This window comes from Halomonas sp. MMSF_3323 (assembly GCF_030733595.1).
Taxonomy (GTDB): domain Bacteria; phylum Pseudomonadota; class Gammaproteobacteria; order Pseudomonadales; family Halomonadaceae; genus Halomonas; species Halomonas litopenaei.
In genome coordinates this window covers 102722-126504 of record NZ_JASHIT010000001.1, presented here as the reverse complement: position 1 = coordinate 126504, position 23783 = coordinate 102722, and the positions used below count along the sequence as shown (strand labels likewise).

At 66.0% G+C, this 23783-nt stretch carries 18 protein-coding genes; 11 read left to right on the top strand and 7 right to left on the bottom strand.

What is annotated here, in order from left to right; all coding sequences use genetic code 11:
• The first annotated feature begins 194 nt into the window (after positions 1–194).
• From RBB39_RS00505 to RBB39_RS00490, 4 genes are all read left to right on the top strand, one after another.
• A complete protein-coding gene (locus tag RBB39_RS00505; protein ID WP_045992323.1) occupies positions 195–962 on the top strand; it encodes an ATP-binding cassette domain-containing protein in 768 nt (255 codons plus the stop codon).
• Positions 963–1030: 68 nt separating this feature from the next.
• Entirely contained in the window at positions 1031–2044 is a 1014-nt protein-coding gene (locus RBB39_RS00500) for an iron-siderophore ABC transporter substrate-binding protein (protein WP_306168571.1), read from the top strand.
• Complete coding sequence (fhuB, locus tag RBB39_RS00495; protein ID WP_306168570.1) at positions 2031–4037, top strand: Fe(3+)-hydroxamate ABC transporter permease FhuB; 2007 nt, start codon at positions 2031–2033, stop codon at positions 4035–4037. The genes RBB39_RS00500 and fhuB overlap by 14 nt, the downstream gene beginning before the upstream one ends.
• Before the next feature lie 50 nt (positions 4038–4087).
• A complete protein-coding gene (locus RBB39_RS00490; RefSeq protein WP_108448291.1) occupies positions 4088–4654 on the top strand; it encodes a peptide-methionine (S)-S-oxide reductase in 567 nt (188 codons plus the stop codon).
• A gap of 211 nt (positions 4655–4865) precedes the next feature.
• Here RBB39_RS00490 and RBB39_RS00485 read toward each other — a convergent pair whose 3' ends face one another.
• Both RBB39_RS00485 and RBB39_RS00480 read right to left on the bottom strand, forming a co-directional pair.
• The gene (locus RBB39_RS00485) at positions 4866–7004 is read right to left on the bottom strand and encodes a TonB-dependent siderophore receptor (RefSeq protein WP_371931846.1); all 2139 of its coding nucleotides are present in this window, start codon (positions 7002–7004) and stop codon (positions 4866–4868) included.
• A 315-nt stretch (positions 7005–7319) separates the two neighbouring features.
• The gene (locus tag RBB39_RS00480) at positions 7320–9023 is read right to left on the bottom strand and encodes a multidrug ABC transporter permease/ATP-binding protein (RefSeq protein WP_306168569.1); all 1704 of its coding nucleotides are present in this window, start codon (positions 9021–9023) and stop codon (positions 7320–7322) included.
• Positions 9024–9407: 384 nt separating this feature from the next.
• Here RBB39_RS00480 and RBB39_RS00475 point away from each other — a divergent pair, with 384 nt between their 5' ends.
• On the top strand, positions 9408–10010 hold the full coding sequence (locus RBB39_RS00475; protein WP_052704314.1) for a hypothetical protein: 603 nt from the start codon (positions 9408–9410) through the stop codon (positions 10008–10010).
• A gap of 267 nt (positions 10011–10277) precedes the next feature.
• Here the strand turns inward: RBB39_RS00475 and RBB39_RS00470 are convergent, their stop codons facing one another.
• The 5 genes from RBB39_RS00470 to RBB39_RS00450 all read right to left on the bottom strand — a co-directional run bounded on the left by RBB39_RS00470 (position 10278) and on the right by RBB39_RS00450 (position 16361).
• A complete protein-coding gene (locus RBB39_RS00470) occupies positions 10278–11153 on the bottom strand; it encodes an ABC transporter ATP-binding protein (RefSeq protein WP_306168568.1) in 876 nt (291 codons plus the stop codon).
• Positions 11154–11214: 61 nt separating this feature from the next.
• Positions 11215–12231, bottom strand: coding sequence for an iron ABC transporter permease (locus RBB39_RS00465; RefSeq protein ID WP_249742903.1), 1017 nt, complete (start codon positions 12229–12231; stop codon positions 11215–11217).
• 101 nt (positions 12232–12332) lie between these two features.
• The gene (locus RBB39_RS00460; protein ID WP_371931845.1) at positions 12333–13334 is read right to left on the bottom strand and encodes a FecCD family ABC transporter permease; all 1002 of its coding nucleotides are present in this window, start codon (positions 13332–13334) and stop codon (positions 12333–12335) included.
• Positions 13331–14314, bottom strand: a complete 984-nt coding sequence (locus RBB39_RS00455; protein WP_306168566.1) for an iron-siderophore ABC transporter substrate-binding protein — start codon at positions 14312–14314, stop codon at positions 13331–13333. The genes RBB39_RS00460 and RBB39_RS00455 overlap by 4 nt, the downstream gene beginning before the upstream one ends.
• A 169-nt stretch (positions 14315–14483) precedes the next feature.
• Positions 14484–16361, bottom strand: a complete 1878-nt coding sequence (locus RBB39_RS00450; RefSeq protein WP_371931849.1) for a ligand-gated channel protein — start codon at positions 16359–16361, stop codon at positions 14484–14486.
• Between the two features lie 576 nt (positions 16362–16937).
• Between RBB39_RS00450 and RBB39_RS00445 the strand changes: the two genes are divergently transcribed.
• From RBB39_RS00445 to RBB39_RS00420, 6 genes are all read left to right on the top strand, one after another.
• Entirely contained in the window at positions 16938–17873 is a 936-nt protein-coding gene (locus tag RBB39_RS00445) for a LysR family transcriptional regulator (RefSeq protein WP_306168565.1), read from the top strand.
• Positions 17874–17961: 88 nt separating this feature from the next.
• On the top strand, positions 17962–18180 hold the full coding sequence (locus RBB39_RS00440; protein ID WP_108132484.1) for a DUF1656 domain-containing protein: 219 nt from the start codon (positions 17962–17964) through the stop codon (positions 18178–18180).
• Entirely contained in the window at positions 18181–19044 is an 864-nt protein-coding gene (locus tag RBB39_RS00435) for an efflux RND transporter periplasmic adaptor subunit (RefSeq protein WP_306168564.1), read from the top strand. It begins immediately after the preceding gene.
• Positions 19044–21293 carry an FUSC family protein gene (locus tag RBB39_RS00430; protein ID WP_306168563.1) on the top strand — a complete coding sequence of 750 codons (2250 nt, stop codon included), beginning with the start codon at positions 19044–19046 and terminating at the stop codon, positions 21291–21293. Before RBB39_RS00435 ends, RBB39_RS00430 begins: the two co-directional genes overlap by 1 nt.
• A gap of 16 nt (positions 21294–21309) precedes the next feature.
• Positions 21310–22185 carry an AEC family transporter gene (locus tag RBB39_RS00425; protein WP_045992015.1) on the top strand — a complete coding sequence of 292 codons (876 nt, stop codon included), beginning with the start codon at positions 21310–21312 and terminating at the stop codon, positions 22183–22185.
• A gap of 121 nt (positions 22186–22306) precedes the next feature.
• Positions 22307–23437 (top strand): PQQ-dependent sugar dehydrogenase, encoded by a 1131-nt coding sequence (locus RBB39_RS00420; protein ID WP_108448284.1) that lies wholly within the window; start codon positions 22307–22309, stop codon positions 23435–23437.
• Positions 23438–23783 lie beyond the last annotated feature (346 nt).

Sequence of the window (23783 nt, the reverse complement as noted above, 5' to 3'; positions counted from 1 at the left end):
CCTTTACGCCCCTTCTACAAGGGTTGATCAATAGTCTTTCAGCGCAACGCCTCCCTGACGTGCATCATTGACAATAACAAACAAATTGATAACCATTCCTATCCATTGTCTTTCCTGCCCGGTCGCCCGGACCAGCCTGCCCGGACCAGCCAGCCCAAGCCACCCTGCCCCAGTCACCCAGCGGAGCCGTCTTCATGTTCGATCTTCAGTCCGCTTCCTTCGCGATCCCGGGCAAGACCCTGCTGTCGCCGACCAGCCTGAGCTTCGATGCCGGCCGGGTCCACGGACTGATCGGCCACAACGGCTCGGGCAAGTCGACCCTGCTCAAGCTGATGGCTCAGCAGCAGCCGGCCAGCGAGGGGCGCATCCTGTTCAACGGCCAGCCGCTCGAGGCCTGGGGGCGCCGCGCCTTCGCCCGCGAAGTCGCCTATCTGCCGCAACACCTGCCCAGTGCCGAAAGCCTGACCTGTCGCGAGCTAATCGCCTTTGGTCGCTACCCCTGGAAGGGGCTCCTGGGTCGCTCGCGGCGCGACGATCACGAACACGTGGCCCGAGCCATGGCGCTGACCCACACCGAGGGCTTTGCCGATCGCCTGGTGGACACCCTGTCCGGCGGCGAACGTACCCGGGTGTGGCTGGCCATGCTGCTGGCCCAGGGCAGCCGCCTGCTGCTGCTCGACGAGCCACTGGCGGCGCTGGATATCGCCCATCAGGTGGAAGTGATGACCCTGGTACGCAAGCTGTCGCGGGAGCTCGACCTGGGCGTGGTCATCGTGTTGCACGACATCAACATGGCCTCACGCTTCTGTGATCGCCTGGTCGCCCTGCACAGCGGCCGCGTCATCGCCGAAGGCGACCCGCAGACGCTGATGACCGGCGACCTGCTCGAGGACATCTACGGCGTGCCGATGCAGGTGATGCCCCACCCCTCCGGCGAACACGCGGTGGCGCTGGTGCAATGAGGTTGTCCTTGAATGTCCGCCGTGCTCTGACTGTCCGCCATTCTCTGGTGTCCCTGGCTTCCCTGCGCTTGCGTTCTGGCCTTTTTCGCTCGGGTCGTTGCCATAGCCTGGCGTGGCTGGCGCTGTCGGCCTGGCTGCTGGCGTCTCCAGCCGGTGCCGCGCCGCGTATCGCCAGCCTGGACTGGACCCTGGCCGAGACGCTGATCGCACTTGACGCGCCACCGGTGGCGCTGGCCCAGGTCGGCGACTACGAAAGCTGGGTGGGGCTCGAGGCGCCGCCAGGTGCCACCGACATCGGCCTGCGTACCCAGCCGAACCTGGAACTGCTGTCCGAACTCGACCCCGACGCCATCGTGATCTCGCCGATGTTCGCCAACCTGGCGCCGCGCCTTTCATCGATCGCCGAGGTCAAGCAGCTCGCCATGTACAGCGGCGAGGGCACCTTCTGGTCGCAGTCTCTGGCGCTGACCCGACAGCTCGGCGAACTGGTGGATCGCGAAAACGCCGCCGAGGCGCTGATCGAGGAGACCGAGGCCTACATCGCGGACATCGCCGCTCGACTGCCCGAGGACACCCGCCCGCTGTTGCTGCTCCAGTTCATGGATGAACGCCACGTGCGCCTGTTCGGTGAGCACAGCCTCTACCAGGCGGTGCTGAAGCGCATGGGCCTGACCAACGCCTGGCAGGGCACCACCAACGCCTGGGGCTTCAGCCTGATCGGCATCGAACAGCTGGCCAACTATCCCGAGGCCCGCATCGTGGTGGTCGAACCCTATATCGCAGGGGTCCGCGAGGCGCTGGCCGACAGTGGCCTGTGGCGCCATCTGGGCAGCGTCCAGCGCGACGACGTCGTCACCCTGCCACCGGTGTGGAGCTTCGGCGCCCTGCCCTCGGCCAGGCGCTTTGCCACCCTGCTGGGTGACGCCCTCTCCAGCAACATGCCAGATACCCGCGCTCCCGATACCCACACTCCCGACACCAGCGCTTCCGATACCAGCGCTCCTGACACCAGCGCTCGCGACACCAACGAAAAGGCCACCACACCGGATCAGGCACAAGGAAATACCGATGCTCGCCGCTGAATCCCGCGTCCGCCGTACCTCCGCGCTGGGCATCACCGGCCTGGTGCTGGCGGTGGCCTGCATGCTGGCCGCCTTCTACTCCCTGGCCGAGCTGGGCGGCCCACAGGCGGCGCTTGCTGCTCTGACCGATTCAGGGGCGCTCGGCGCCACCGCCCCGTCAGACCCGAATACGCTGGTGCTGCACTATAGCTGGTGGCCGCGCCTGGTGATGTCGCTGAGCGCCGGCGGCGCCCTGGGGCTGGCCGGGGTGCTGATGCAGCAGGTGCTGCGCAATCCACTGGCCGCCCCCACTACCCTGGGGGTGGCCAGCGGCGCCAACCTGGCACTGATGGTCGCCACCCTGATGGCGCCTGGCCTGCTGGTGCTGGGCCGCGAGTGGGTGGCGCTGGCCGGCGGTGGCCTGGCCATGGGTCTGGTGTTCGCCCTCGGCTGGCGCCGCGGCCTGTCACCCGGCGTCGTGGTACTCGGCGGCCTGGTGGTCAACCTCTACTTCGGCGCCCTGGCGGTGGTGCTGTTGCTGTTCAACCAGGAGGCGCTCAAGGGGGTGCTGGTGTGGGGCGCCGGCTCGCTGGCCCAGAACGGCTGGGACGGCGCGCTTTACCTGTTGCCGCGTCTGGCGATCGCCGGCGCCCTGGCCATCTGGCTGCTGCGCCCGCTGGCGCTGCTGGAACTGGATGACGCCAGCGCACGCAGCCTCGGCGTCTCGCTCAAGTGGCTGCGCCTGGGCGGGCTGGGGCTCGCGGTCTTCATCACCGGCTGTGTGGTGGCGGTGGTCGGCATCATCGGCTTTATCGGCCTGGCGGCGCCCAATATCGCGCGCATGGCCGGCGCCCGGCGTCTGCCGGCGCGGCTGGGTTGGTCGATCGCGTTCGGCGCGCTGCTGCTGGCGATCACCGACCTGGTGCTCCAGGGCGGCGTCGACGCCCTGCCTACCCTGCTGCCCACCGGGGCGACCACCGCCGCCCTGGGGGCACCGCTGCTGCTGTGGCTGATCCCGCGCCTGCGCCTGACCGCCCGGCGTCCACCGCCCAGCTCGAACCCGCAGGCCCTGCGTGCCGAGGCACCAGGGCGCCTGCTGCTGGTGCTCGCCGTGCTGCTGGCCCTGGCGGCCCTGGCCGGCATTCTGATCGGCCAGTCCAACAGCGGCTGGTCGTCGAGCCTCGACGGTGACGTTCTCGACTGGCGCTGGCCGCGCATCTTCGCCGCCGCCGGTAGCGGCGCCCTGCTGGCCATCGCCGGCACCCTGATCCAGCGAGTCACCGCCAACCCCATGGCGAGCCCGGAACTGCTGGGCATCAGCGGTGGTGCGGCGATTGCGCTGATTCTCACCATCTTCCTGGTGCCAGCGCCGAGCAACCTGACGCTGGTGGGCGCCGGCACCGTCGGCGCGCTGGTCGTGCTCGGCGTGCTGGTGGCGCTCAATCGCGCCAGCGGCTTCCAACCAGAACGCCTGCTGCTCAGCGGCGTGGCGATCACCGCGCTGTTCGACGCGGTGCGCTCCATCGTGCTGGCCGGCGGAGACCCACGTGGCCAGCAGGTCATCGCCTGGCTGTCAGGGTCGACCTACTACGTCGACCCGGTCTCGGCGCTGGTGGTACTAGGTATCGGGGCGCTGGCCGCCGTCGCCGCCCAGGCCCTGACTCGCTGGCTGGATATCCTGCCGCTGGGCGCTGCCACCGCCAAGGCACTCGGGATCCACGTCGAGCGTGCCCGCCTGGGCCTGCTGGCGACGGTGGCGATACTGACTGCGGTGGCCACTCTGATCGTCGGTCCGTTGTCCTTTGTCGGCCTGCTGGCGCCTCATATGGCGCGTCTGATGGGGCTGTCCCGGGCTCGCGCGCACCTGGCCGGGGCGGCGCTGATCGGGGCGCTGCTGATGGTGCTGGCCGACTGGGTCGGCCGCCAGCTGCTGTTTCCCCAAGAGATCCCGGCAGGCCTGGTCGCCTCGCTGATCGGCGGCAGCTACTTCATGTGGGGGTTGCGAAAGTTGTAAGCTAAAGGCGTCTTCGGTGACAAAGCCGCTCCGCCAACGAGGGAATCCCGATGCACGACAGCCTGCCCCTGCTCCGCCCTTCCCTCGCCCGCCTGGCCCTCGGCGGTAGCTGCTACTGGTGCCTGGAGGCGGTCTATCAGTCGCTGCGCGGGGTCGAATCCGTCCACCAGGGCTGGGTCGCCGCCGACGGCGAGCACTCGGACTTTCATGAAGCCGTGGTGGTGGACTATGACCCCTCTCGCCTGCCCCTGGACGTGCTGATCGAGATCCACCTTTACACCCACCGGGCCACCGCAGACCACCAGCGCCGCGACCGCTATCGCTCGGCGGTCTATGTGCTGACCGAGTCTCAGGCAGCTTCTGCTCGAGACACCCTGGCCCAGTTGCAGGATGACTTCGACGCGCCCCTTCTCACCCGAGTACTGCCGCTGGTGGACTTTCGCGCCTCGAAGGAGGACTACCAGGACTACTTCTACAGTGACCCGTCGCGGCCCTTCTGCGAACGCTGGATCACCCCAAAACTCAAGCTGTTGCTCGAGCGCTTTAGCGACGTCGCCGACGACGAGCGCCTGGCCCGGGCCGGGGTAACGACGGAGGGCGGCCGGGGCCTGGGCTAGAGAGATAGAGAGCTAGAGAGATAGAGAGATAGAAAGATAGAAAGATAGAGAGATATGGCTATAGAAAGATAGGAATAGCGATAGCACTCGCCCCGCCTAGGCCCGCAGCCCTTCTACCGGCAGCCTCCATGCCAAGACGCCCGACCAGGAAAACCGGTCGGGCGTCTCGATTCAGAGAGTTGATCAGCGGGGCTGGAAGCCCGCCACTGGATCAGAAGCGGTACTTGATGCTGCCGACCACGCTGCGCTCCTCGCCGTAGTAGCACCAGTATTCGCAGCCTGAAACGTACTCTTCGTCGGTCAGGTTGTTGACGTTGACCTGGGCGGTCCACTGGGGCGTGATGTCATAGCTGACCTTGGCGTCCCACAGGGTGTAGGAGTCCACCGTGGCATCAGAGTAGCGCGGGCTGTCCTTGGTCTCGCCCACATAGCGCACACCGCCCCCCAGGTTCAGACCGTGCAAGGCGCCGGGGACCGCATAGTCCAACCACAACGAGGCCTGGTTACGCGGGATCAGGCCGGCGCGCAGGTCGCGCTCCTCACGACTGATATCGACGCGTACGTCGGTATAGGTGTAGGCGGCGGTGACCTTGAGGTCGTCGGTGACATAGCCCACCCCCTCGATCTCGAAACCCTGAGACTCGCGCTCACCGCCCTGGCGGTTGGCCGACTCACCACTGGTATAGAGGGTATCGCTTTCCTCGAGGTCGAACACGGCAGCAGTGATATAGCCATCCAGCCAGTCCGGGGCATACTTGACGCCGACTTCCCACTGCTCGCCCTCGCTGGGACGATAGGCGCGACCATCCGGATCGGTGCCGATCTGCGGTGAGAAGGACTCGCTGTAGCTCAAGTAGGGCGAGATGCCGTAGTCACCCAGGTACATCACGCCACCGGAGAAGGTGGTCTCGTCCTCGCTGCCGCCACCGTTATCCTCACCATCGATGCGGTTGGTCACGTCCACGCTGTCATGACGCAGGCCGGCCAGGAAGATCCAGCGGTCATCCAGGCGAAGCTGGTTCTGGGCATAGAAGCCGAGCTGTTCCTTGCCTTCCTCGTGATCGGTTCCGTTTCTGGAACTCGGGGTAAAGTTTCCGTACTCCGGATCGAAGATGTCGAAAGGCGAACCGAAGGCGAAGTCGTCGTAGTTGTCGTAGTCGATATCCAGATCCTGGTAGTCGACGCCGACCAGCAGGGTGTTCTCGGTGCGATCGCTGTACCAGCGGCCGATGGCGCGGGTATCCACCGTGACCGCGTCGAAGTCGCCGTCGCGATAGGTCAGGCCGCGCTGGGCGTTGCGGTCGTCCAGCAGGTAGGACACATAGACGTCGCGCTCGAGCAGGTCCAGGTGGCTGTAGCGGAAGTTCTGCTCGATGTCCCAGGTATCGTTGAGACGGTGGGACAGTTCGTAGCCCAGCGCCCACTGCTCGTGTTCCTGGCGCTCGTAGTCCGGCTCTCCCAGGTTGTCCTCGGGGTCGAGCTTGCCGAAGGGGGTGTTATCCACGGTGCCGTAGGGCAGCTTGAAGCCGTTGGTAGGCGTGCCGTGGTCCTTCAGGTAGCTGGCCAGGAAGGTGACGCTGGTATCCTGCGACAGATCGAGCTCCAGGCTCGGCGCCAGATAGACCCGCTGATTGTCGGTGTCCTCGATCTGGCCATCATTCTCGCGGAACAGTCCGACCATGCGATAGCGCACATCATCGCGCCCTGCCACAGGCCCCGAGACGTCGACGCCCACCTGCTCGTGGTCGTCGCTGCCGTATTGCAATTCGATCAGCCCCTGAGGCTCGTCGGTGGGACGCTTGCTGATGGCGTTGATGACACCCCCGGGAGGCGCCTCGCCATAGAGGATCGAGGCCGGCCCCTTGAGCAGTTCGACGCTCTCGAGGCCGAAGGTCTCGGTGCTCCACCAGAAGTAGCCGCCCTCACGAAACTGACGCAGGCCATCCTGGTACAGTGAGTCCTCGCCATTGAAGCCGCGAATATAGAACCACTCGGCCTTGTTGTCCTGGCCGAACGGCTGGGATACCACACCGCTGCGGTAGCGCAGCACCTCGTCGTACTTGTTGACCTGGCGGTTATCGAGTTCCTCGCGGGAGACCTGGGAGGTAGCACGAGGCGTCTCGAGCACCGGGGTCTCGACCTTCAGCGCCGAGGTGCTCACCACCATGGTGTCGCTCGTCACCTCGGTGACCGCCTCCTCCTGGGCAAACGCCATCCCCGCCCCGGCAAGCGGGGCCAGCCCCAGCGCGAGGCGCACGGCGATGGCAAGCGGGCGACGGGAGACAGGACTACCGGGCAGGAAGTCAGTGAACCGTGGGCTGGCGGATGGACGGGGACTGGCGGGTTGCATGCGGTAGGCCTCGGAGCGCATCGAAGACGACAACGAACGACGTTGAACGTTCGTGAAACATGCTCGATATGCTAATTGTTTTCATTTTTACACGCAATCAAGACCATCTTTCATTTACAGAAATCCCGCCAAAGGCCGATGTCGATCAAGGACTGCGAAACCACCTCGCGCCATCAGCGACACCAGAGCGTCCCGTCAACCGCAGGCAGGCGAAGGCCCGAGCCAGCCATGGACGGGGCCCAAGGATGTCAGGCAGGGGTTGTGAACGAATCGCTGGATGGTGGCGAGAGCGCTCTACCGGCAGAGCGAATCGCCCTACAGCGGATCGAGCCGGGCCACGGCGTCACGACTGGCGGCCTCGCGGCTGGACCCGGTGAGTTCGACAAGCTGCCCTGCGCGCATCTCGAACAACCGGTCGGCGTGCTGAAAGTAGTGGTCGTCGTGGCTGATGGCGAACACCGTCTTGCCCATGTCCTTGAGTCGCGGCAGTAGCTCACGATAGAACACCCGTCGGAACTGCGGGTCCTGGTCGGCGGCCCATTCGTCGAGCAGCAGGATATCTCGCTCCTCGGCCACCGCCATCAACAGCGCCAGCCGCTTGCGCTGCCCCTGGGACAGCTCCGGGTTGGTGACCCGCTGGCCGTCGAAGTGAAGCTTCTCGCGCATCGCCAGGTACTCGAGCCAGTCCTCGACCAGCGCGGGGTCGGCCTTGTCACCGCCAGGGCCTATCAGGGTGTCGAACTGGTGGAAGTCGGTATACACCGCGGAAAAGCGCTGGCGATAGGCGCCCAGCTCATCGGCCCCCACCTCCTGGTCGTCGATCAAGAGACGCCCCTGGTGGGGCCGGTAGAGACCGGTCAGCAGCTTCGCCAGGGTCGACTTGCCGCTGCCGTTGCCGCCGATCAGAAATACCAGCTCGCCACGCCGCAGGGTCAGGTCCAGCGGCCCCACGGCGAAGCCCGGGCCTTTCGACGCTCGCCCTGCCCCGTCTTCTTCGTCGGACGCTTTAGCGGGCTCGGGGTAGCGAAAGGCCACGCCTTCAAGGTGCAACCGCTGCCAGCGCTCGCCATCTGCCTCCTGCACCCCGAAGTCGCCCTTGGCCTCGGCCAGATCGAGTCCACGCAGTTTGTCGAAGGCCACCTGGGCGCTTAGCAGCGTCGGCAGTGCGCCCACCGCCGAGATCAGCGGGGTGCGCAGGAACAACAAGGTCAACGAGAAGGTTGCCGCCACCTCGGTGGTGGCCCAGCCAAGGCCATTGGCCAGATAGAACACCACCCCGATGGCGCCGAGCATCATGATATTGGAGACATTGACCGCGCTCAGGTGATAGGTGTCGGCGCGGATGACGTGGTGACGATAGCGGCGGGCATCACGATCGTAGGTGTCCTCGAACAGGGCTCGCGCCCGGGCGCGATTGAGCGCCAGTTCCTTGCGTCCATCGATGACCGCCTGATAGTCGCGATAGAGCGAATCCTCGGTCGCCCGAACCTGGGCCAGATGGCGATAGACCCGCCCTACCAGCCAGGCCCCTCCTGCCATGGTCAGCGTGACCCACAGCGCGGTGACCAACAGCAGTCCGGGGGACAGCCAGCCGAGATACAACGCCGAGCCCAGCGTCAGCACGATGCCCTGAACCAGCTCGGGCAGGCGTACGAAAGCGATGGTGATATTGCGGATATCGCTGGACAGACTGGCCAGTAATTCGGCGCTGCCCAGGCGTTCGAGGCGCTCGATATCGGTATCGAGGATCTGCTTGACCAGACGGCCTCTCAGGCCATAGACAAAATGATGACCCAGGGTGGTCAAGGCCAGCTGAGAGGCCAGAGTCACGGCCAGCAATGCCACGATCACCCCGAGAAACTGCGGCAGCACGCCGAGCGCATCTCCGGACACCTCGATCAAGCGGCGGTTGATAAAGGCGATGGCGCCGATACCCAGTCCGGCACTGGCAAGGCTCAGCAGCATGACGCCGATAAAGGGCCAGCGATAATGACGAAAGACGACGCTCAACAATTCCACGAAACAGGACCTCGAGGGGCGGGCCGGACGGCGCTTTCGCACCGCTTATACGGTGTCGATCGTCGCCCTGGCCATGATAATGCGGGCAAGCGGCCGGTATTGTCCCAGAGGCAACACACCATGGAAAGCCGCATGCGCACCTGACTTTTCAAACAGGGATCATCCCTGAAATAGCGCCAGGTCGGCTCTCTCGAGCACGTTTGAAACAAGCTCTGTGGTGGCGTCATCGATAGGCAACAGAGCCTTGCATGTTTCTTTCACAAGACTGGCTTGAAATCTTGTACATAACCTCCACAATGATTCGTGCAACATCGCAAGTCGCAGCACAGGAACCCGCTGCGACCGATGACATCGCTGGAACCATCCGCGAGAAGGAGAAATGGAATGATCCGCAAGAATCTGCTGACTACCGCTATCGCAAGCACCGTCTTCGCCGGCACCATGGCCGTAGGCACCAACGCCTTCGCCGAGCAGAACACCGCTCAGAATAATGGCGCCGGTAACCAGCAGCAGGCTCAGGGCCTCTACTCCGCCGATGAGCTGATGGACGCCGACGTTTTCGCCAAGGGTTCGAGCGAGGATGAAGTGGGCGAAGTCGAGGACATCCTTCTCGACAATGACATGAAGGTCCGCGCCATCGTCGTCGAAGCGGGCGACCTGCTTGACCTCGGCGGCAGCGAGTATGTGGTCGAAACCGGCAACTTCACCGTGCAGACTGCCAACGGCGACAGCCTCGACAACATCGAGTACAGCGTTCATCTGGACATGACTCAGGACGAGGTGTCCCAGCTGCCCGAATACACCGACACCTGGTGGAACCAGACCAAGTCCAGCGTTCAGCAGGCCTGGATGGACACCAAGGAAGGCGCACAGAGCGCCTGGCAGACCACCAAGTCTGCTACCGCCAACGCTCTGACCAGCGCCGGCAACGCCATCGAAGGCGCGGGCGACAATGCCCAGGACGCCGCTCAGGACGCTACCAACTAAGAGCGATCCGAAGCTGACGAGCAGCGCCCGTCAGCCAGAGAACACACCCGGCCTTCGCGCCGGGTGTGTTGCGTCTGGCTCCCCGAATTCGCTTCCCTCAAGGCCTGCATTTCCGTTCGGCCCCGCCGACCATGACCCGCCGCCGACTATGCCTCGCGCCGACTAAGCCTCGCGCCAACCAGGCCCTGCCGACCAAGACCTGGCGACTAGGCCTCGCGCCAACTAGGCCCTTCTGACCAAGACCTGCCGACCAAGACCTGCCGACGATTAAGCTCTCCGACTAAGCCCGGCCAGCAATGGCTTGCCGGTCAGCGGGTCTTCCACCAGCGAGCAGTCCACGTCATAGAGTTGCCTGACCAGTGCCGGCGTCACCACCTTTTCCGGCTCGCCCTCTGCCACCAGGCGCCCATCGCGCATGGCGATCAGATGGTCGGCGTAGCGGCAGGCGCTGGAAAGATCGTGGACCACCATGATCACCGTACGCCCTCGCTCCACCAGCCGATGCAGCAGTTCGAAGACCTCCAGCTGGTGGCCCAGATCCAGCGCCGAGGTGGGCTCGTCGAGCAGAATGATCGGTGTCTGCTGGGCGATGGTCATGGCGATCCAGGCGCGCTGGCGCTGACCGCCGGACAGGGTATCGAGGGCGCGTTCGGCCAGGTCCTCAAGCCCCGCCGCGGCGATGGCGCGCGCCACCACCGCCTGGTCCTCCTCGCTCCACTGGCGATACCAGGCCTGGTGGGGCTGGCGCCCGAAGCGAATCAGGTCGCTGACGCTCAGCCCCTCCGGGGCCGACGCTTCCTGGGGCAACAGGGCGATGCAGCGGGCCAGCTTGCGCGCCGCAAACCGCTTGAGGTCCTGGCCTTCGAGCCAGACGCGCCCGCCACTTGGTGCATGCAGGCGGGACAGCCCGGCCAGCAGCGTCGACTTGCCGCAGCCGTTGGGGCCGACGATGGCGGTGAGCTTGCCCCGCGGGATCGTCAGGTCGAGACCATCGATGACCTTGTGACGGCCGTGGCAGAGCACCAGATCCTCGACCACATAGGGATGCGGCACTGCGGTGTCCCGCTGCTGGCCCGAATCCGGGTGCGAAGCCACCTCAGCCCGGGGAATCCCATCGGATCGTGAAGACAGCGTCAGTGACATCAAGGTCCCCTTGCACAAGCGCCCCCGGCCGCCATTGGCCCGGGAGCGGGTCAATATGAATTCAGCGGCGAATCAGTATCCACAGAAGCCAGGGGCCACCGACCACGGCGGTGACGATGCCCACCGGCAGCTCCAGCGGCGCCAGCATCAATCGTCCCGCCAGGTCGGCCAGTACCATCACCGCCGCCCCAGCCAGGGCCGCAGCGGTCAGCGGGACCTGACGGTTGCCGCACAGATGGCGCGCGATTTCCGGACCCAAAAGCCCCACCATGCCGACCGGCCCCGCCACCGATACCGCCAGCGCCGTCAACGCCACCGATACCACCAGCACCTGCAGCCTGCGACGCCTGAGCGGCGTTCCCAGGCCGAGTGCCACGGCGTCGCTGAAACGCATCAGGCTAAGCGAGCGCGACAGCCACAGCGCCACCGGGGTGAGCAGCGCAAGACCGATGGCGAGAACGACGACGGCTCCGGCCGGCCGTGAGTTCAGGGTGCCCACGGTCCAGGGGTAGGCGGCGTTGGCCGCATCGATGGCGGCACGCGACAGTATCAGCTGGGTCACCGCGGCGAAGATCGCCCCGACGCCGATGCCGGCGACGATAAAGCGATAGCCCTTGGCACCGCCTTTTGCACCGCCCCCGGCGGCCAGACCGAAAGTCAGGGCCGCTGCGGTGGCCGCCCCGGTCAACGCCATGGCAGAAGGCGCCAGGCTCAAGCCCATCCCCACCACCGAGGCCACCGCAAAGGCGGTGGCGCCGTTGTCGATGCCGATGATGCCGGGCGTGGCCAGACGGTTGCGCGCCAGCGTCTGCATCAGGCACCCCGACAGCCCAAAGGCGGCACCGCTGGCAAGCGCCGCCAACAGCCGTGGCAGGCGTAGCTGTTCCACCACGAAGGTATCGAGCATCGCGCCCTGTCCATTGATGACCGCCCAGATTTTACCCGGCGACAGCGGTTTCTCGCCGAGGCACAGATAGGCCAGGCTCGCCCCGACCAGCAAGACAGCGAGCAACAGGGCGCCAAAAAGCTGGCGTCGATCGACCAGCAGGCTGAACCGCCCACCACGCAGCAGCCACATGCCGTCGGGGGTGTCGCTGGCATCGCGGCGGTCGTGACAGTCGCGATATTCATCCGACGAGCGGGTGGCGGCGGCAGACAAGGAACGATCATCCAGCATGGTCACAGGCTCGGCAGACGGCGGGCGCGAACGACGCTGATCAGCACCGGCGCCCCGCATAGCGCGGTCAGCACCCCCAGCGGCATCTCCGAGGGCGCCACCAGGCGGCGCGAGATCACATCGGCGGTCAGCACCAGCAGAGGCCCCAGCGGCAGGCACAGCCACAGGGTGCGACGCAGCTCCGGGCCGGCGATGGCACGGGCGATAAAGGGCACCACCAGGCCGACGAAGGCGATCGGCCCGGCGATGGCGGTGGCCCCGCCCACCAGCAGGGCGACGATCATGATGGCCAATAGCCGCAGTCGCCCCGGATGGTGACCGAGACCGGCGCTGGCGCGCTCGCCCAGCGCCAGGCTGGCCAGCGGCCGCACCACCATCACCAGCACCAACGCCGCCAGCGCCATGCTGGGCAGTACCGCCAGCAAGTCGTCGAGCCGCCGTCCCGACAGGCTACCCACCACCCAGAAACGAATCTCGTCGGCGGCGCGCCGGTCGGTGATCAGGATCAACGAGGTCATCGCTCCAAGCAGCCCCGAAAAGGCCGCCCCTGCCAGCACCAGGCGCACCGGATCGGCGCCGAGCCCACGGATGCGGCTGACCCCAAGCACACACAGACAGCCGAGCAAGGCCCCCAACTGGGCCACGCCGATGCGCAGCTCCAGCAGGCTGCCACCCAGCAGCAACATCAGCGCGACGGCAAAGGCGGCGCCGGCGCTGACGCCGAGCAGGCCCGGCTCGGCCAGGGGATTGCGGGTGATCGACTGCAGCAGGGTACCGGAGACGCCCAGCGCCACCCCGACCACCAGGCCGACCAGGGTCCGCGGCAGCCTCAGGTCCCACACCACGAAGCGTGCCTCCTCGTTGCCCAGGCCCAGCAGCGCCTGAAACGACGGCACCGGACCGATCTCCCCGGCACCCACGACAAGGCTCGCCATGATGGCGAGCCCAAGCAGAACGACAAGGCCGAACAGGATTCCTGCGGGTACGCTGCGCTCTGCACTCACGGTGTCACGACGCCCTCCAGGGCCTGCTCGATGTCATCGAGCACCGCCTGGGCAGCGATGGGACCGCTGGCACTGGTCCACAACTGGCCGTCCACCGCCACCACACGGTCGTTGCCGACCACCGCCAGACGCTTGAAGGCGTCGCTCTGCATCGCCTGATCCAGCGCCTCGGCCCCGTTGGCGTCCAGGGTCGCGACGAACAGCCAGTCACCGTCGACCCGGGACAGCGCCTCCAGGCTCAGCGGGTCGCTGTGGGGCCGTCCCTGCGGCACCAGCTGATCGTCCTGGACGTCGAGGCCGGCGGCGGCGAGCAGGCCGGTGGTGAAAAGCTCGGTGGACATCACCAGCGGCCCCTGGGGCATCCAGCGAATCAGGAAGGCGTTGTCCTGGGACGTCTGTGCCTCGAAGGTAGCGGCGAGCTCGGCGGCGCGCGCTTCGACCGTCTCGATGGTGCGATCGATCTCGCTTTCGTGGCCCAGCGCCCTGCCGAACAGCCGCGCCTCGTCCTTCCAGGCCTCGGGGTCGAAGCCCTCAGTCGCCGGTACCACGGTGGGAGCAAGCTGCGACAGCAGCGCGTAGGTATCCTCGGACAGTCGCGAGGAAGCCAGGATCAGGTCCGGCTCGAGACCGACCACCGCTTCCACATTGACCTCGCCGGCGGTGCCCACGATCTGGATATCGGGCACCTCATCCTTCAGGTAGTCGGCCACGTCCTCGGCGGCGCGGGTCGCCACCGCGCCAAGCGGCGTCACCCCGGCGGCCAGGGAGGTGTCCAGTGCCCCTTCGTAGAGCGTGACAACCCGCTCGGGCTGGCCCTGGATCTCGACCTCACCGAAGGCGGTGTCGAGGACGCGAGGCTCCTCCTGGGCGCTGGCCGCCCCCAGGGTGGCCAGACAGAGTCCGAGTGCCAGGCCAATCCCCGGACCTACTTTCTGGCCCAGCGCGACGGCGCCTCGGGCCAGGGGTGACATTCCACGCATGCTCATCTTCCTTGTCGGTTCCCCCGCACCAGGGCGGGGCATCACTATTGACGCTTATAGTAATCAATCTCGTTTGAGAATACCTGCCCTTCTCGTCCAGGCTCGCGCAACGATGCGTTCGATCATGGCGGACAGGCATTCTCATTTCTTCCCTTGGTCCCTCAGAGGATCAGAAATCGACGTTCAGCCCCAGCCACAGCCGGCGGCCATCCTCGACGTAGCCATACTCGTCGTAGTCGATGTCTTCATCGAACAGGTTGTAGATGCCGACGTTGACGCGGGCGGCGTCGGTCAACTGATAGCCAAGGCCGGTGTCGACGAAGGTGTAGTCCGGCGCGACGATTTCACTCTGGGATGGGCCGGTGGTGGGCTGACTCTCGTCGCCACGGTAGGTGACCCGGGTCCACTGGGACAGGCGATCGTTGATCTCCCAGTCGAGACTGGCCGAGAACTCGTGCTCGGGCAGTTGGGTCAGGGGCTCGCCCTCGTACTCGCCACTCTTCTGCTCGGAGTCGGTGTAGGTGTAGCTCGCCGACAGCTCGAGCGAGTCGCCAAGCGGCGTCGACAGCGACAGCTCCACCCCCTGGGTGACCGCTTCGTCGACGTTGACCTGATAGGTGGGATTGCTGCCGTACTGGTTCGGGCCATCGGTACAGACGTCGGCCGGGCACTCGATCCGCGTGATCTTGTCGTCGAAGTCGTTGTGGAAAAGCGTGGCGCTGGCCGACAACCCGCCAGCCCCGTTATAGAGAAGGCCCAGCTCCTTGTTGAGCGAGGTCTCCGGCTCGAGATCCGGGTTGCCGTAAACGTTACCGCCGCGGCTGACCTGGCCCCAGTCCGGGGTGATTTCCCTGAGGTCCGGCGAGCGATAGCCGGTGGACACACCACCCTTGAGGGTCCAGTCCTGGGTCATGTGCCACACGCTGTAAAGCCGTGGGCTGATCTCGGAGCCGTAGTTCTCGTCATGATCCATGCGCACGCCACCGGTCAGCGACCAGTCGTCGAGCAGCATCCATTCGTCCTCGGCGAACAGCGCCCATTGGCTGTTGCGGACATTGGTGAGATCCGATATCTGATTCGAGGTACGATCGTCCAGCTCCTCTTCCTCGAAGCTTGCGCCGACGGTGACGATATGGGCACCGAGCGGCACCACCAGGCTCGACTTGGCGTTGGTGTTGGTGATCTCCATCTCGCGGGTCTCGTTCTCGGACACCTCGCGCTGGACATAGGTCTCGCTGGTGCCGAAGGAAAAACGCCCGGTATGGGTCAGAGCGACGTACTCCTGGGTATAGTCGTCGAAGCTGTCCTCACAGGCGCCAAGACAACCGTCCGGATCGACGCTGTTGCCCACCAGCGCCTCGCGCTGCTGCTCGGTGCGACTGGCCTCCAGCGCCAGGTCGTGGTTGACGCTGGGTGTCAGCGACAACCTCGCGGTCAGGCTCTGGACCTGCTTGTCCTCGTAGCCATAGAGAATATTGTCTTCATCGCGCTGGGTCGCACGGCCGTAGAGGGTCAGCCCGGCCAGCCCCTCGACCAGCGGACCAGAGGTATAGAAGTTGGCCTGGCGGCTGTCGCCGGACGCGCTGTCTTCCTGCAGCATGGTGTCGAGCTGCAGGTTGCCGTGCCACTCATCGGCCACCTTGCGGGTGATGACGTTGATCACCCCACCGATGGCATCGGAGCCGTACAGGGTGGCCATGGGACCACGCACCACCTCGATGCGCTCGATGGCCTGCAGCGGCGGCAGCCAGTCCTGCTCGAAGCCGGCGCTGCCGTTGGGGCGGGTCTCACGAGTACTGACGCGGCGCCCGTCGATCAGCAGCAGGGTGTACTCCGCGGGCATGCCGCGCATGCTGATGTCGTAACCGTTGTCGCCACCACCGCCGCCGGTGACGATCACCCCGGGCACGTCACGCAGGGCGTCGGTGACGTCCTGGTAGTAGCGCTTCTCCAGATCCTCCCGGGTCACCACGCTGATCGAGGCCGGCGCATCGGCCACGCTCTGATCGAAGCCTGAGGCGGTGACCACCACGTCATCAAGCGCCATGTCTTCGGCGCCGAGCGCCGGCACTGCGCCACACAGGGCGATCCCCGACAGCCCCGCCGCCAGGCGGCGAATGTGAAGCGATAGAGGGTGAAGCGACAGGGAACGAGGTGGCAGGCTGCGAGATGACAGAGGTTGAGCTGACAAGCGCTGAGGCAACATCTTCTTCATGACTCCGAAAAGGGGTGGCAAGCCACCCGGTGGCACGCGCAATGGCTGGCGTTTCAGGACCGCCGCCCTGGGTCGAGACGACCTGCGCACAACAATGAATGTGAATATTTATCATTTAGATTCTTCCATCAAAGTTGCACAATTGCCCGTGAACGTGACGTTGCAACTCTCGCAACCCCCTCCCGAAGCTGGCTTGCCTGTCTGGCCTGGCTGTCTTGCCTGCCTGTCTTGTCTGCCTGTCTTGCCTGCCTGATTCGCTCGCCCCCCGGCTTGCGTCGCTCCACGCGCAGGACGTGCACGGCTGGCATGCGGTAGAGGCCGCCAGCACAAGGGAGAATGATTTTCATCCGCACGATCCCGTGGCATACTGGCGGTTCGTGTTGCCCCTCTTCCCGCTTGCGTGATGCCATGCCAGATCTCGACGAACTGCTTGCCTTCAACCGCGTCATGGAGACCGGAAGCCTGACCCAGAGCGCCATCCAACTGGGTCTGGCGAAGTCGACCTTGAGCCGGCGAATCAGCCAGCTCGAGTCGCGGCTGGGCCAACCGCTGCTCAAGCGTCAGGCCAACCAGCTCCTGCCCACCGAGGCCGGACAGCGCTACTACGTGATCAGTCGGGAAATCCTGGAACTCGCCGAACAGGGTCAGCGCACCCTGGACAGCCTGCGCGAGGACGTCAGCGGCGAGCTTCATGTCGAAGCCCATCGCACCCTGACGCGAAGCTGGCTGGGCGGCGTGATGGAGACCTTTCTGGAACGTCATCCGGCGATACGCCTGACGCTGAGTACCGGCGAAACGGCGCCACGGGACCCCGACTTCCAGGGCATCTGCGTATGGCTTGGCGAAACCGACGAGGGCAACCTGCGCCAGGAGCGCCTCGGCGCGCTGGAGCGCGGCATCTACGCTCATCCGGACTATCTGGCGAAGCACGGTACCCCGGAGGCTCCCGACGCCCTTGGCCATCACGCCTGGATCGACCTGATGGGCGACAGTCAGGGCGGCATCACCCTGTCCCACCGTCACGGCGGCACGGTGCACTTCCAGCCACCGGCGTCACGCTTTCGCGTCGACCAGTCGATGCTGCATATCGACGCCATCGCCCGGGGTCGCGGGCTCGGCATCCTGCCGGTGTGGACCACCGAAGCCCGCGAATGCCATCACCCCGGCGAACTGGTGCGCTGCCTGGAAGACTGGTCGCTGGCACCGCTGCCGGTGACCCTGCTTTACGGTTTCGGCCATCAGCCGCGCAAGGTCAGCGCCCTGCTCGACCATCTGCGCGACGCCGTGCCGGACGCCTGGCGAGCCCTGGAGACCACCGCCCTGCCCCGCCGTCAGGCGGGGTGAGCCCCTCCCGCCTTGCTTGCATGTTTGCTACGCTTGGTCTCGGTTACACGATTCACAACCGCACGGTTGAATCCCGGGGAGGCCCAGCATGGCGCTCAAGGAAGTCGCGCTTGGCGGTATCTATTTCAGCCCACTGCTGGTCTACGCCCTGATCGGACTGCTGCTCGCCGCAGTACTGCGCTTCGCCCTGCACCGCCTATGCGGCACCTCTCGGCTGTGGTACGAGGCGTGGCTGGACACCTCTCTTTTCGTTCTGTGCACTGCCGGGGTCGCCTGGTGGGGTGCGCTTGCCAGCGGAGGCGCCTGAATGCGCAAGACCCTGCGCGTGCTGATCACCCTGGCGGTGGTCGCCGCCGCCGTGGCTGCCGGACTGTGGCTATGGCGCTACTATCTGTACAGCCCCTGGACCCGTGACGCCCGAGTCGGCGCCGACATCATCACCGTGGCACCCGACGTCTCGGGCCGGGTGATCGCCCTTGCGGTCGACGACAACGACCACGTGGAAAAAGGCCAGGTGCTGTTTCGTATCGACGATGCTCGCTACCAGGCCGCCCTGGCCAAGGCCTCAGCCATCGTCGCCCAGCGTGAGGCCGAGCTTGCACTGAAGGAACACGAGGCGTCGCGGCGAGAGCAGCTCAGCCGCCAGGCGATCAGCGCCGAGAATCGCGAAAGCGCCAATCGTGACCGCGATGTCGCCGCCGCCGCCCTCAATCAGGCCCGCAGTGACCTGACCAGCGCCCGCCTGGACCTGGAGCGCACCGAGGTCACCGCCCCGGCCTCGGGACACCTGATCAACCTCAAGCTCACTCAGGGCAACTACGTCAATCGGGGCACCTCGGTCATGGCGCTGGTGGTGGAAGATTCCTACTACGTCACCGCCTACTTCGAGGAGACCAAGCGCCCTGCCCTGGCCGTGGGCGATCCGGCCAAGGTCAGTCTGATGAGCGGCAACCTCGAGCTGGATGGCCACGTCGACAGCATTGGACGAGCCATCGCCAATGACAACGCCACCCCCAACGACCAGCTGCTGCCCCAGGTCGAGCCCACCTTCAGCTGGGTGCGCCTGGCCCAGCGCATTCCGGTACGCATCGCCCTCGACGAGGTGCCGACGAACCTCGACCTGAGCGCCGGCATGACCGCCACGGTGCGGGTCCGGCCCGAGCCTCGCTGATGCCTTTTTCGGTATGGTGGCAGGCCTACCTGACGCCGCCGGCCAGTGCGGTCAAGTTCGCCATCAAGGCCACCCTGGCCATGGCCCTGGCGCTGTACATTGCTCTCTGGTGCGACCTCGATCGTCCCTACTGGGCGCTGATTTCCGCCGCCTTTCTGCAGATTCGCCCGATGAGCGGCATGGTGCTGGAGAAAGGCATCAGCCAGATCACCGGCACCGTCGTCGGCTGCCTCGCCGGCATCGCCATCATGTCGTTGTTCGTGCAGTCGCCGACACCGGCACTGATCTGTCTGACCGCCTGGATCATCCTGTGCGCCTACGCCGCCTCGGTGACCCGCAACAACGCTTCCTTCGGCTGCATCATGGCGGCCGTCACCGCCATGCTGATCGTGGTCATCACCGCCAGCGCCCCCACGGGTCTGTTCGCGGTGGCCGTGGCGCGCCTGTCGGAGCTGGCGCTGGGGGCCATCTGCGCCACCCTGGTCAGCGCCTTGCTGTGGCCGATTCAGGTCCGTGATCATCTCGCCGGCCTGGCCGATCAGGTGGTCAATCAGGCCTTCTTGCACGGCGCCCTGCGCCTGGACAACAGCGCCGATATCGCTGCCCTGCAAGCCACCCTGACCGCCAGTCTGCAACCCCTGACCCAGCTGGAAACCGATAGCCAGGCGGCACGCTACGAAGGCCCGGAAGGCATCGGCCGGCTACGCGCCAGCCATGTGCTGACGGTGCGCACCGCCCGCCTGCTGGCGATCCTCCACGCGCTCCAGCAACTGCTGCGCTCCCACGGCGGCGAGCTGCCATCGTCCACCAAACGCCTGATCGAGGACATGGCCAGTGACCTGCGCCGCAGCGCCGAGGGCAGCGGCGTGGCCCAGGCCCGCCAGCGGCTGCAGGCGCTCAGGCATAGGGCCCTTCAGTGCATGGCCGCAGACTCGGACGAGGGCATAGCCCCTGCCCCAGACCAGGCCCTAGACCAGGCCTCGGACCAGACCCCAGGCCAAACCACAGCCCGGTGCGGGCGCAGCGCCAGTGGGCCCATCACCAGCGACCCCGCTCCGACACGCACTACCGAGTCACCAGAGGCGCTGCTGCAACGGCGCATCCATCTCGGCCTGCGCGAGGCCCTCGGCCACGCCCTGGTCATCCTCGATGCGCGGGAGGCGATCCACACCCCCGGCAAACGCCGCCTCAAGGCGCCGGCGCTGGCCTTTCACCGGGATCATCTGGAAGCCGCCCTCAACGGACTGCGAGCCGGACTGGTGTTCGCCCTGCTGGCTATCGTCTGGCGCTACACCGCCTGGGACAATGGTCAGATCGCGATGCTGGTCGGCACCCTGTTCTCGGCCTTCTTCGCGACCCGCGACAATCCGGCAGCGGTCGCCGCCACCTTCCTCAAGGGCATGCTGGCGGCGGTGCCCAGCGCCTTGCTGTTCGGCCATGTACTGCTGGCCCAGGCCAACGACTTCGTCACCCTCGCGCTGGTGTTCATGCCACCCTTGTTCCTGGGTCTGCTGGGCGCCGCCAACCCCCGCTTGATGGGCTATTGCCTGGCCTTCACCATCGGCAACATCCTGCTGACCATGCCCGGCAACGGCATGGACTTTTCCATCGATGGCTTTCTCGGCCGCGCTATCGCCCTGCTGCTCGGGCTCTCCACCGTGGTGATGGCCTTTCGCCTGGCGCCAGGACTCCCCACCACCATTCGCAAGCACCGGCTGGTCAGCGCCACGGTGAACGACCTCCACGGGCTTCACCGGCGTAGCTTCCATGAAGCCGAGTCACGCTTCGGTGGTACCATGGCGGACCGCCTACTCAGGCTCGCCCAGCACGACGACAGTCTCCCGGAAGAACGCCGCTATCTATTTTCGCTGGGCCTGGTGGGGCTGGACCTTGGCTACGCCAGCCTCAATCTGCGGCGGCGCCTGGGCGGGCGCAGTGACGCGCTCGACCTCGCCCTTGACGACCTCGCCGCCGCCCTCGCCGACGACTACGGCGCCAGCGCCAGAGGCCACGCGCCAGATAGAGCTCGTGAATACGGCAACCAGCTGCTGCAGACGCTTGAAAGACAGGCGGATGACGGCGCCGAGTACCGGCTGATGGCGGGCCTGATCGAGCGCTTGACGATGTCGCTGGAGCGCCAGGCCGATCGCTCTCGACAGGCCCGGCAAGCCGCGCCTGCCGTCGGCGTCGCTGGCCGGCAGCGTACTCCAGACCGACAGGGTGCCAAGGCCCCAGGTGTCGACCGATAAGGAGATAGCCCCTCGCATGTTTGCCCAACTCTTCGCCGTGATGGCGCCGGTGATCACCGGCGCCGGTCTCGGATTCTTCTGGATCCGCCGCGGCTTCGACTATCCGGTGGCCTTCGTCACCAAACTGGTGTTCAACATCGGTACGCCTGCGTTGGTGATCGCCTCGCTGGCGGGCGCCGAGATCGACGCCTCGAGCTTCGGTCGCACCATGCTGGCGGCCGCCCTGGTGCTGTGCGCCATGGCCGCGCTGGCCTTCGTGCTGGCGCTGGTGCTGCGCAAGGACTGGCGGGTACTGCTGGCTCCCACCATGTACCCCAACACCGGCAACATGGGGCTTCCGGTGATCCTCTACGCCTTCGGCGAGGCAGGTTTCGCCTTCGGCATCACGGTGATGGTGACGGTGTCGCTGTTCCAGTTCACCCTGGGCACCATGCTGGCCAGTCGTGGCAATCCGCTGAAGTCGCTGGTCAAGACGCCCACGGTCTACGCCATCCTGATCTCCATCGCGCTGTTGTTCACCGACACCGAACTGCCGCTGTGGCTGCAGAACAGCGTCGATCTGATTTCAGGCTTCACCGTGCCGCTGATGCTGATCACCCTGGGGGTGTCGCTGGCCAGCATCCAGGTCAGAAGCCTGCGCTCGGGTGTCTGGTTCAGCCTCTTGCGCATCCCGCTGGCGGCGGGCGTGGCCTGGGGCATAGGCATCTGGCTTGACCTGCCCCCCATGGCACTGGCGATCCTGGTGCTGCAGATGAGCATGCCGGTGGCGGTGTTCAACTATCTGTTTGCCCAGAAGTCCCAGCGCGAGCCCGCCTATGTGGCGAGCCTGGTGTTCTGTTCCACACTGCTATCCTTGATCTATCTACCGGTGCTGCTGGCGCTGCTGCTGTAACGCTTGTTGCCGTTGGCAGGAAAAGCGTCTCCGCCGACCTGGCACGCCATCGCCGCTCGGCGTGCCCGGGACTGGGAAGCGGTCCGCCACCGGAAACCCATACTTGCCGTGCGGAGTCTCCATGTTGCGAAGCCTTTCCCTCGCCCTGCTGACATTGTCATTGCCTGCAGGCGCCCAGGCGGCGTCGTTGCCCGAGCAGGTGCCGGGGCTTCATCACCCGGTCGCGCTCGAGCTGATCACCGATGAGCTGGACACCCCCTGGTCGCTGGCCTTTCTGCCCGATGGGCGCATGCTGGTCGCCGAGCAGCCCGGGACCCTGGCGCTGGTGGATGACGGTGATGTCCAGAGACTCGACGGCCTGCCCCAGGTCTCACATCGCGGCCAGGGTGGGCTTTTTGACCTGGCGCTGCATCCACAATTCGGTGATGGCACCCACGACTGGCTCTACTTCAGCTGGGCGCAGCCCGGCAAGGACGGCGACTCGGACGACGCCACGGCGGTATCACGGGTCAGGTTCGAGGACGACGCCCTGGGCGCGATAACGCCAATTTTTGTGCAGAATCGCTTTTCCACGCCAGGCCGCCATTATGGTGGCCGCCTGCTGTTCGACGACCAGGGCCTGCTATGGCTGACCATCGGCGATCGCGGCGTCAGCAAAGGCCGCGCCCAGGACCCGGCAGACCACGCCGGCAGCCTGCTCAGGCTGACCGCAGACGGCGATCCCGCGCCGGACAATCCGGGCTTCGACGATGACGCGGCCCCCGAGGTCTACTCGATCGGCCACCGCAACCCTCAGGGCCTTGCCCAGGCTGCCGACGGCACCCTGTGGTCGACCGAGCATGGCCCGCGCACCGGCGACGAACTCAATCGTATTCTGCCCGGCGAGAACTACGGCTGGCCCGAGGTGACCCGCGGACGCGACTACGCCACCAACCTGCCGCTGGGCGTCGACAGTGCCCCGGGCATGCGCGATCCGGTGCATGTATTCGAAGGACGCTTTGCGCCGTCCGGGCTCGCCGTGGTCAGCGGTGAAGAATTTCCCGCCTGGCAGGGCGATCTTCTGGCGGGCGGGCTTCGCGGCGAGCGACTGCTGCGCCTGCGCCTCGAGGGCGACAGCATCATCGAGCGCGAGGTGGTGCTGGATGGCGAGGTCGGCCGCATCCGCGACGTGCGGCTCGGCCCCGACGGCGCCATCTACCTGCTGACCGACAGCGATCCCGGTCGTCTGATCCGGCTGACGCGGGTACGCTGAGCGGCGCCGATACTGACCGCGACAGGGAGCGCGACAGGGAAATAGCTCCCCTTGCCCATGCCGTTCCGGCATGGGCTTCTCCCCCACTTCTACCCAATACCGCACCCACCGGGGCTTTCTCGATTCAGTGAACGTGCGCCCATGCTGAATTTGAATGATCTTTCAAAGACCTTTAGGGTATTGCACCTTTCTGCGCCTCAACGGTGAAAGCTGGCATGCTGTTCAGCCGTGGGGATGCGGCAAGGAGTGCCGCCCCTGACGCAGCCGCGCCAGCGCTGGACGATGAACGCCGACGCCAGGATGCACGTGACGTCGACCTTCATCGTTCGACCGGCTGGACGTGTTT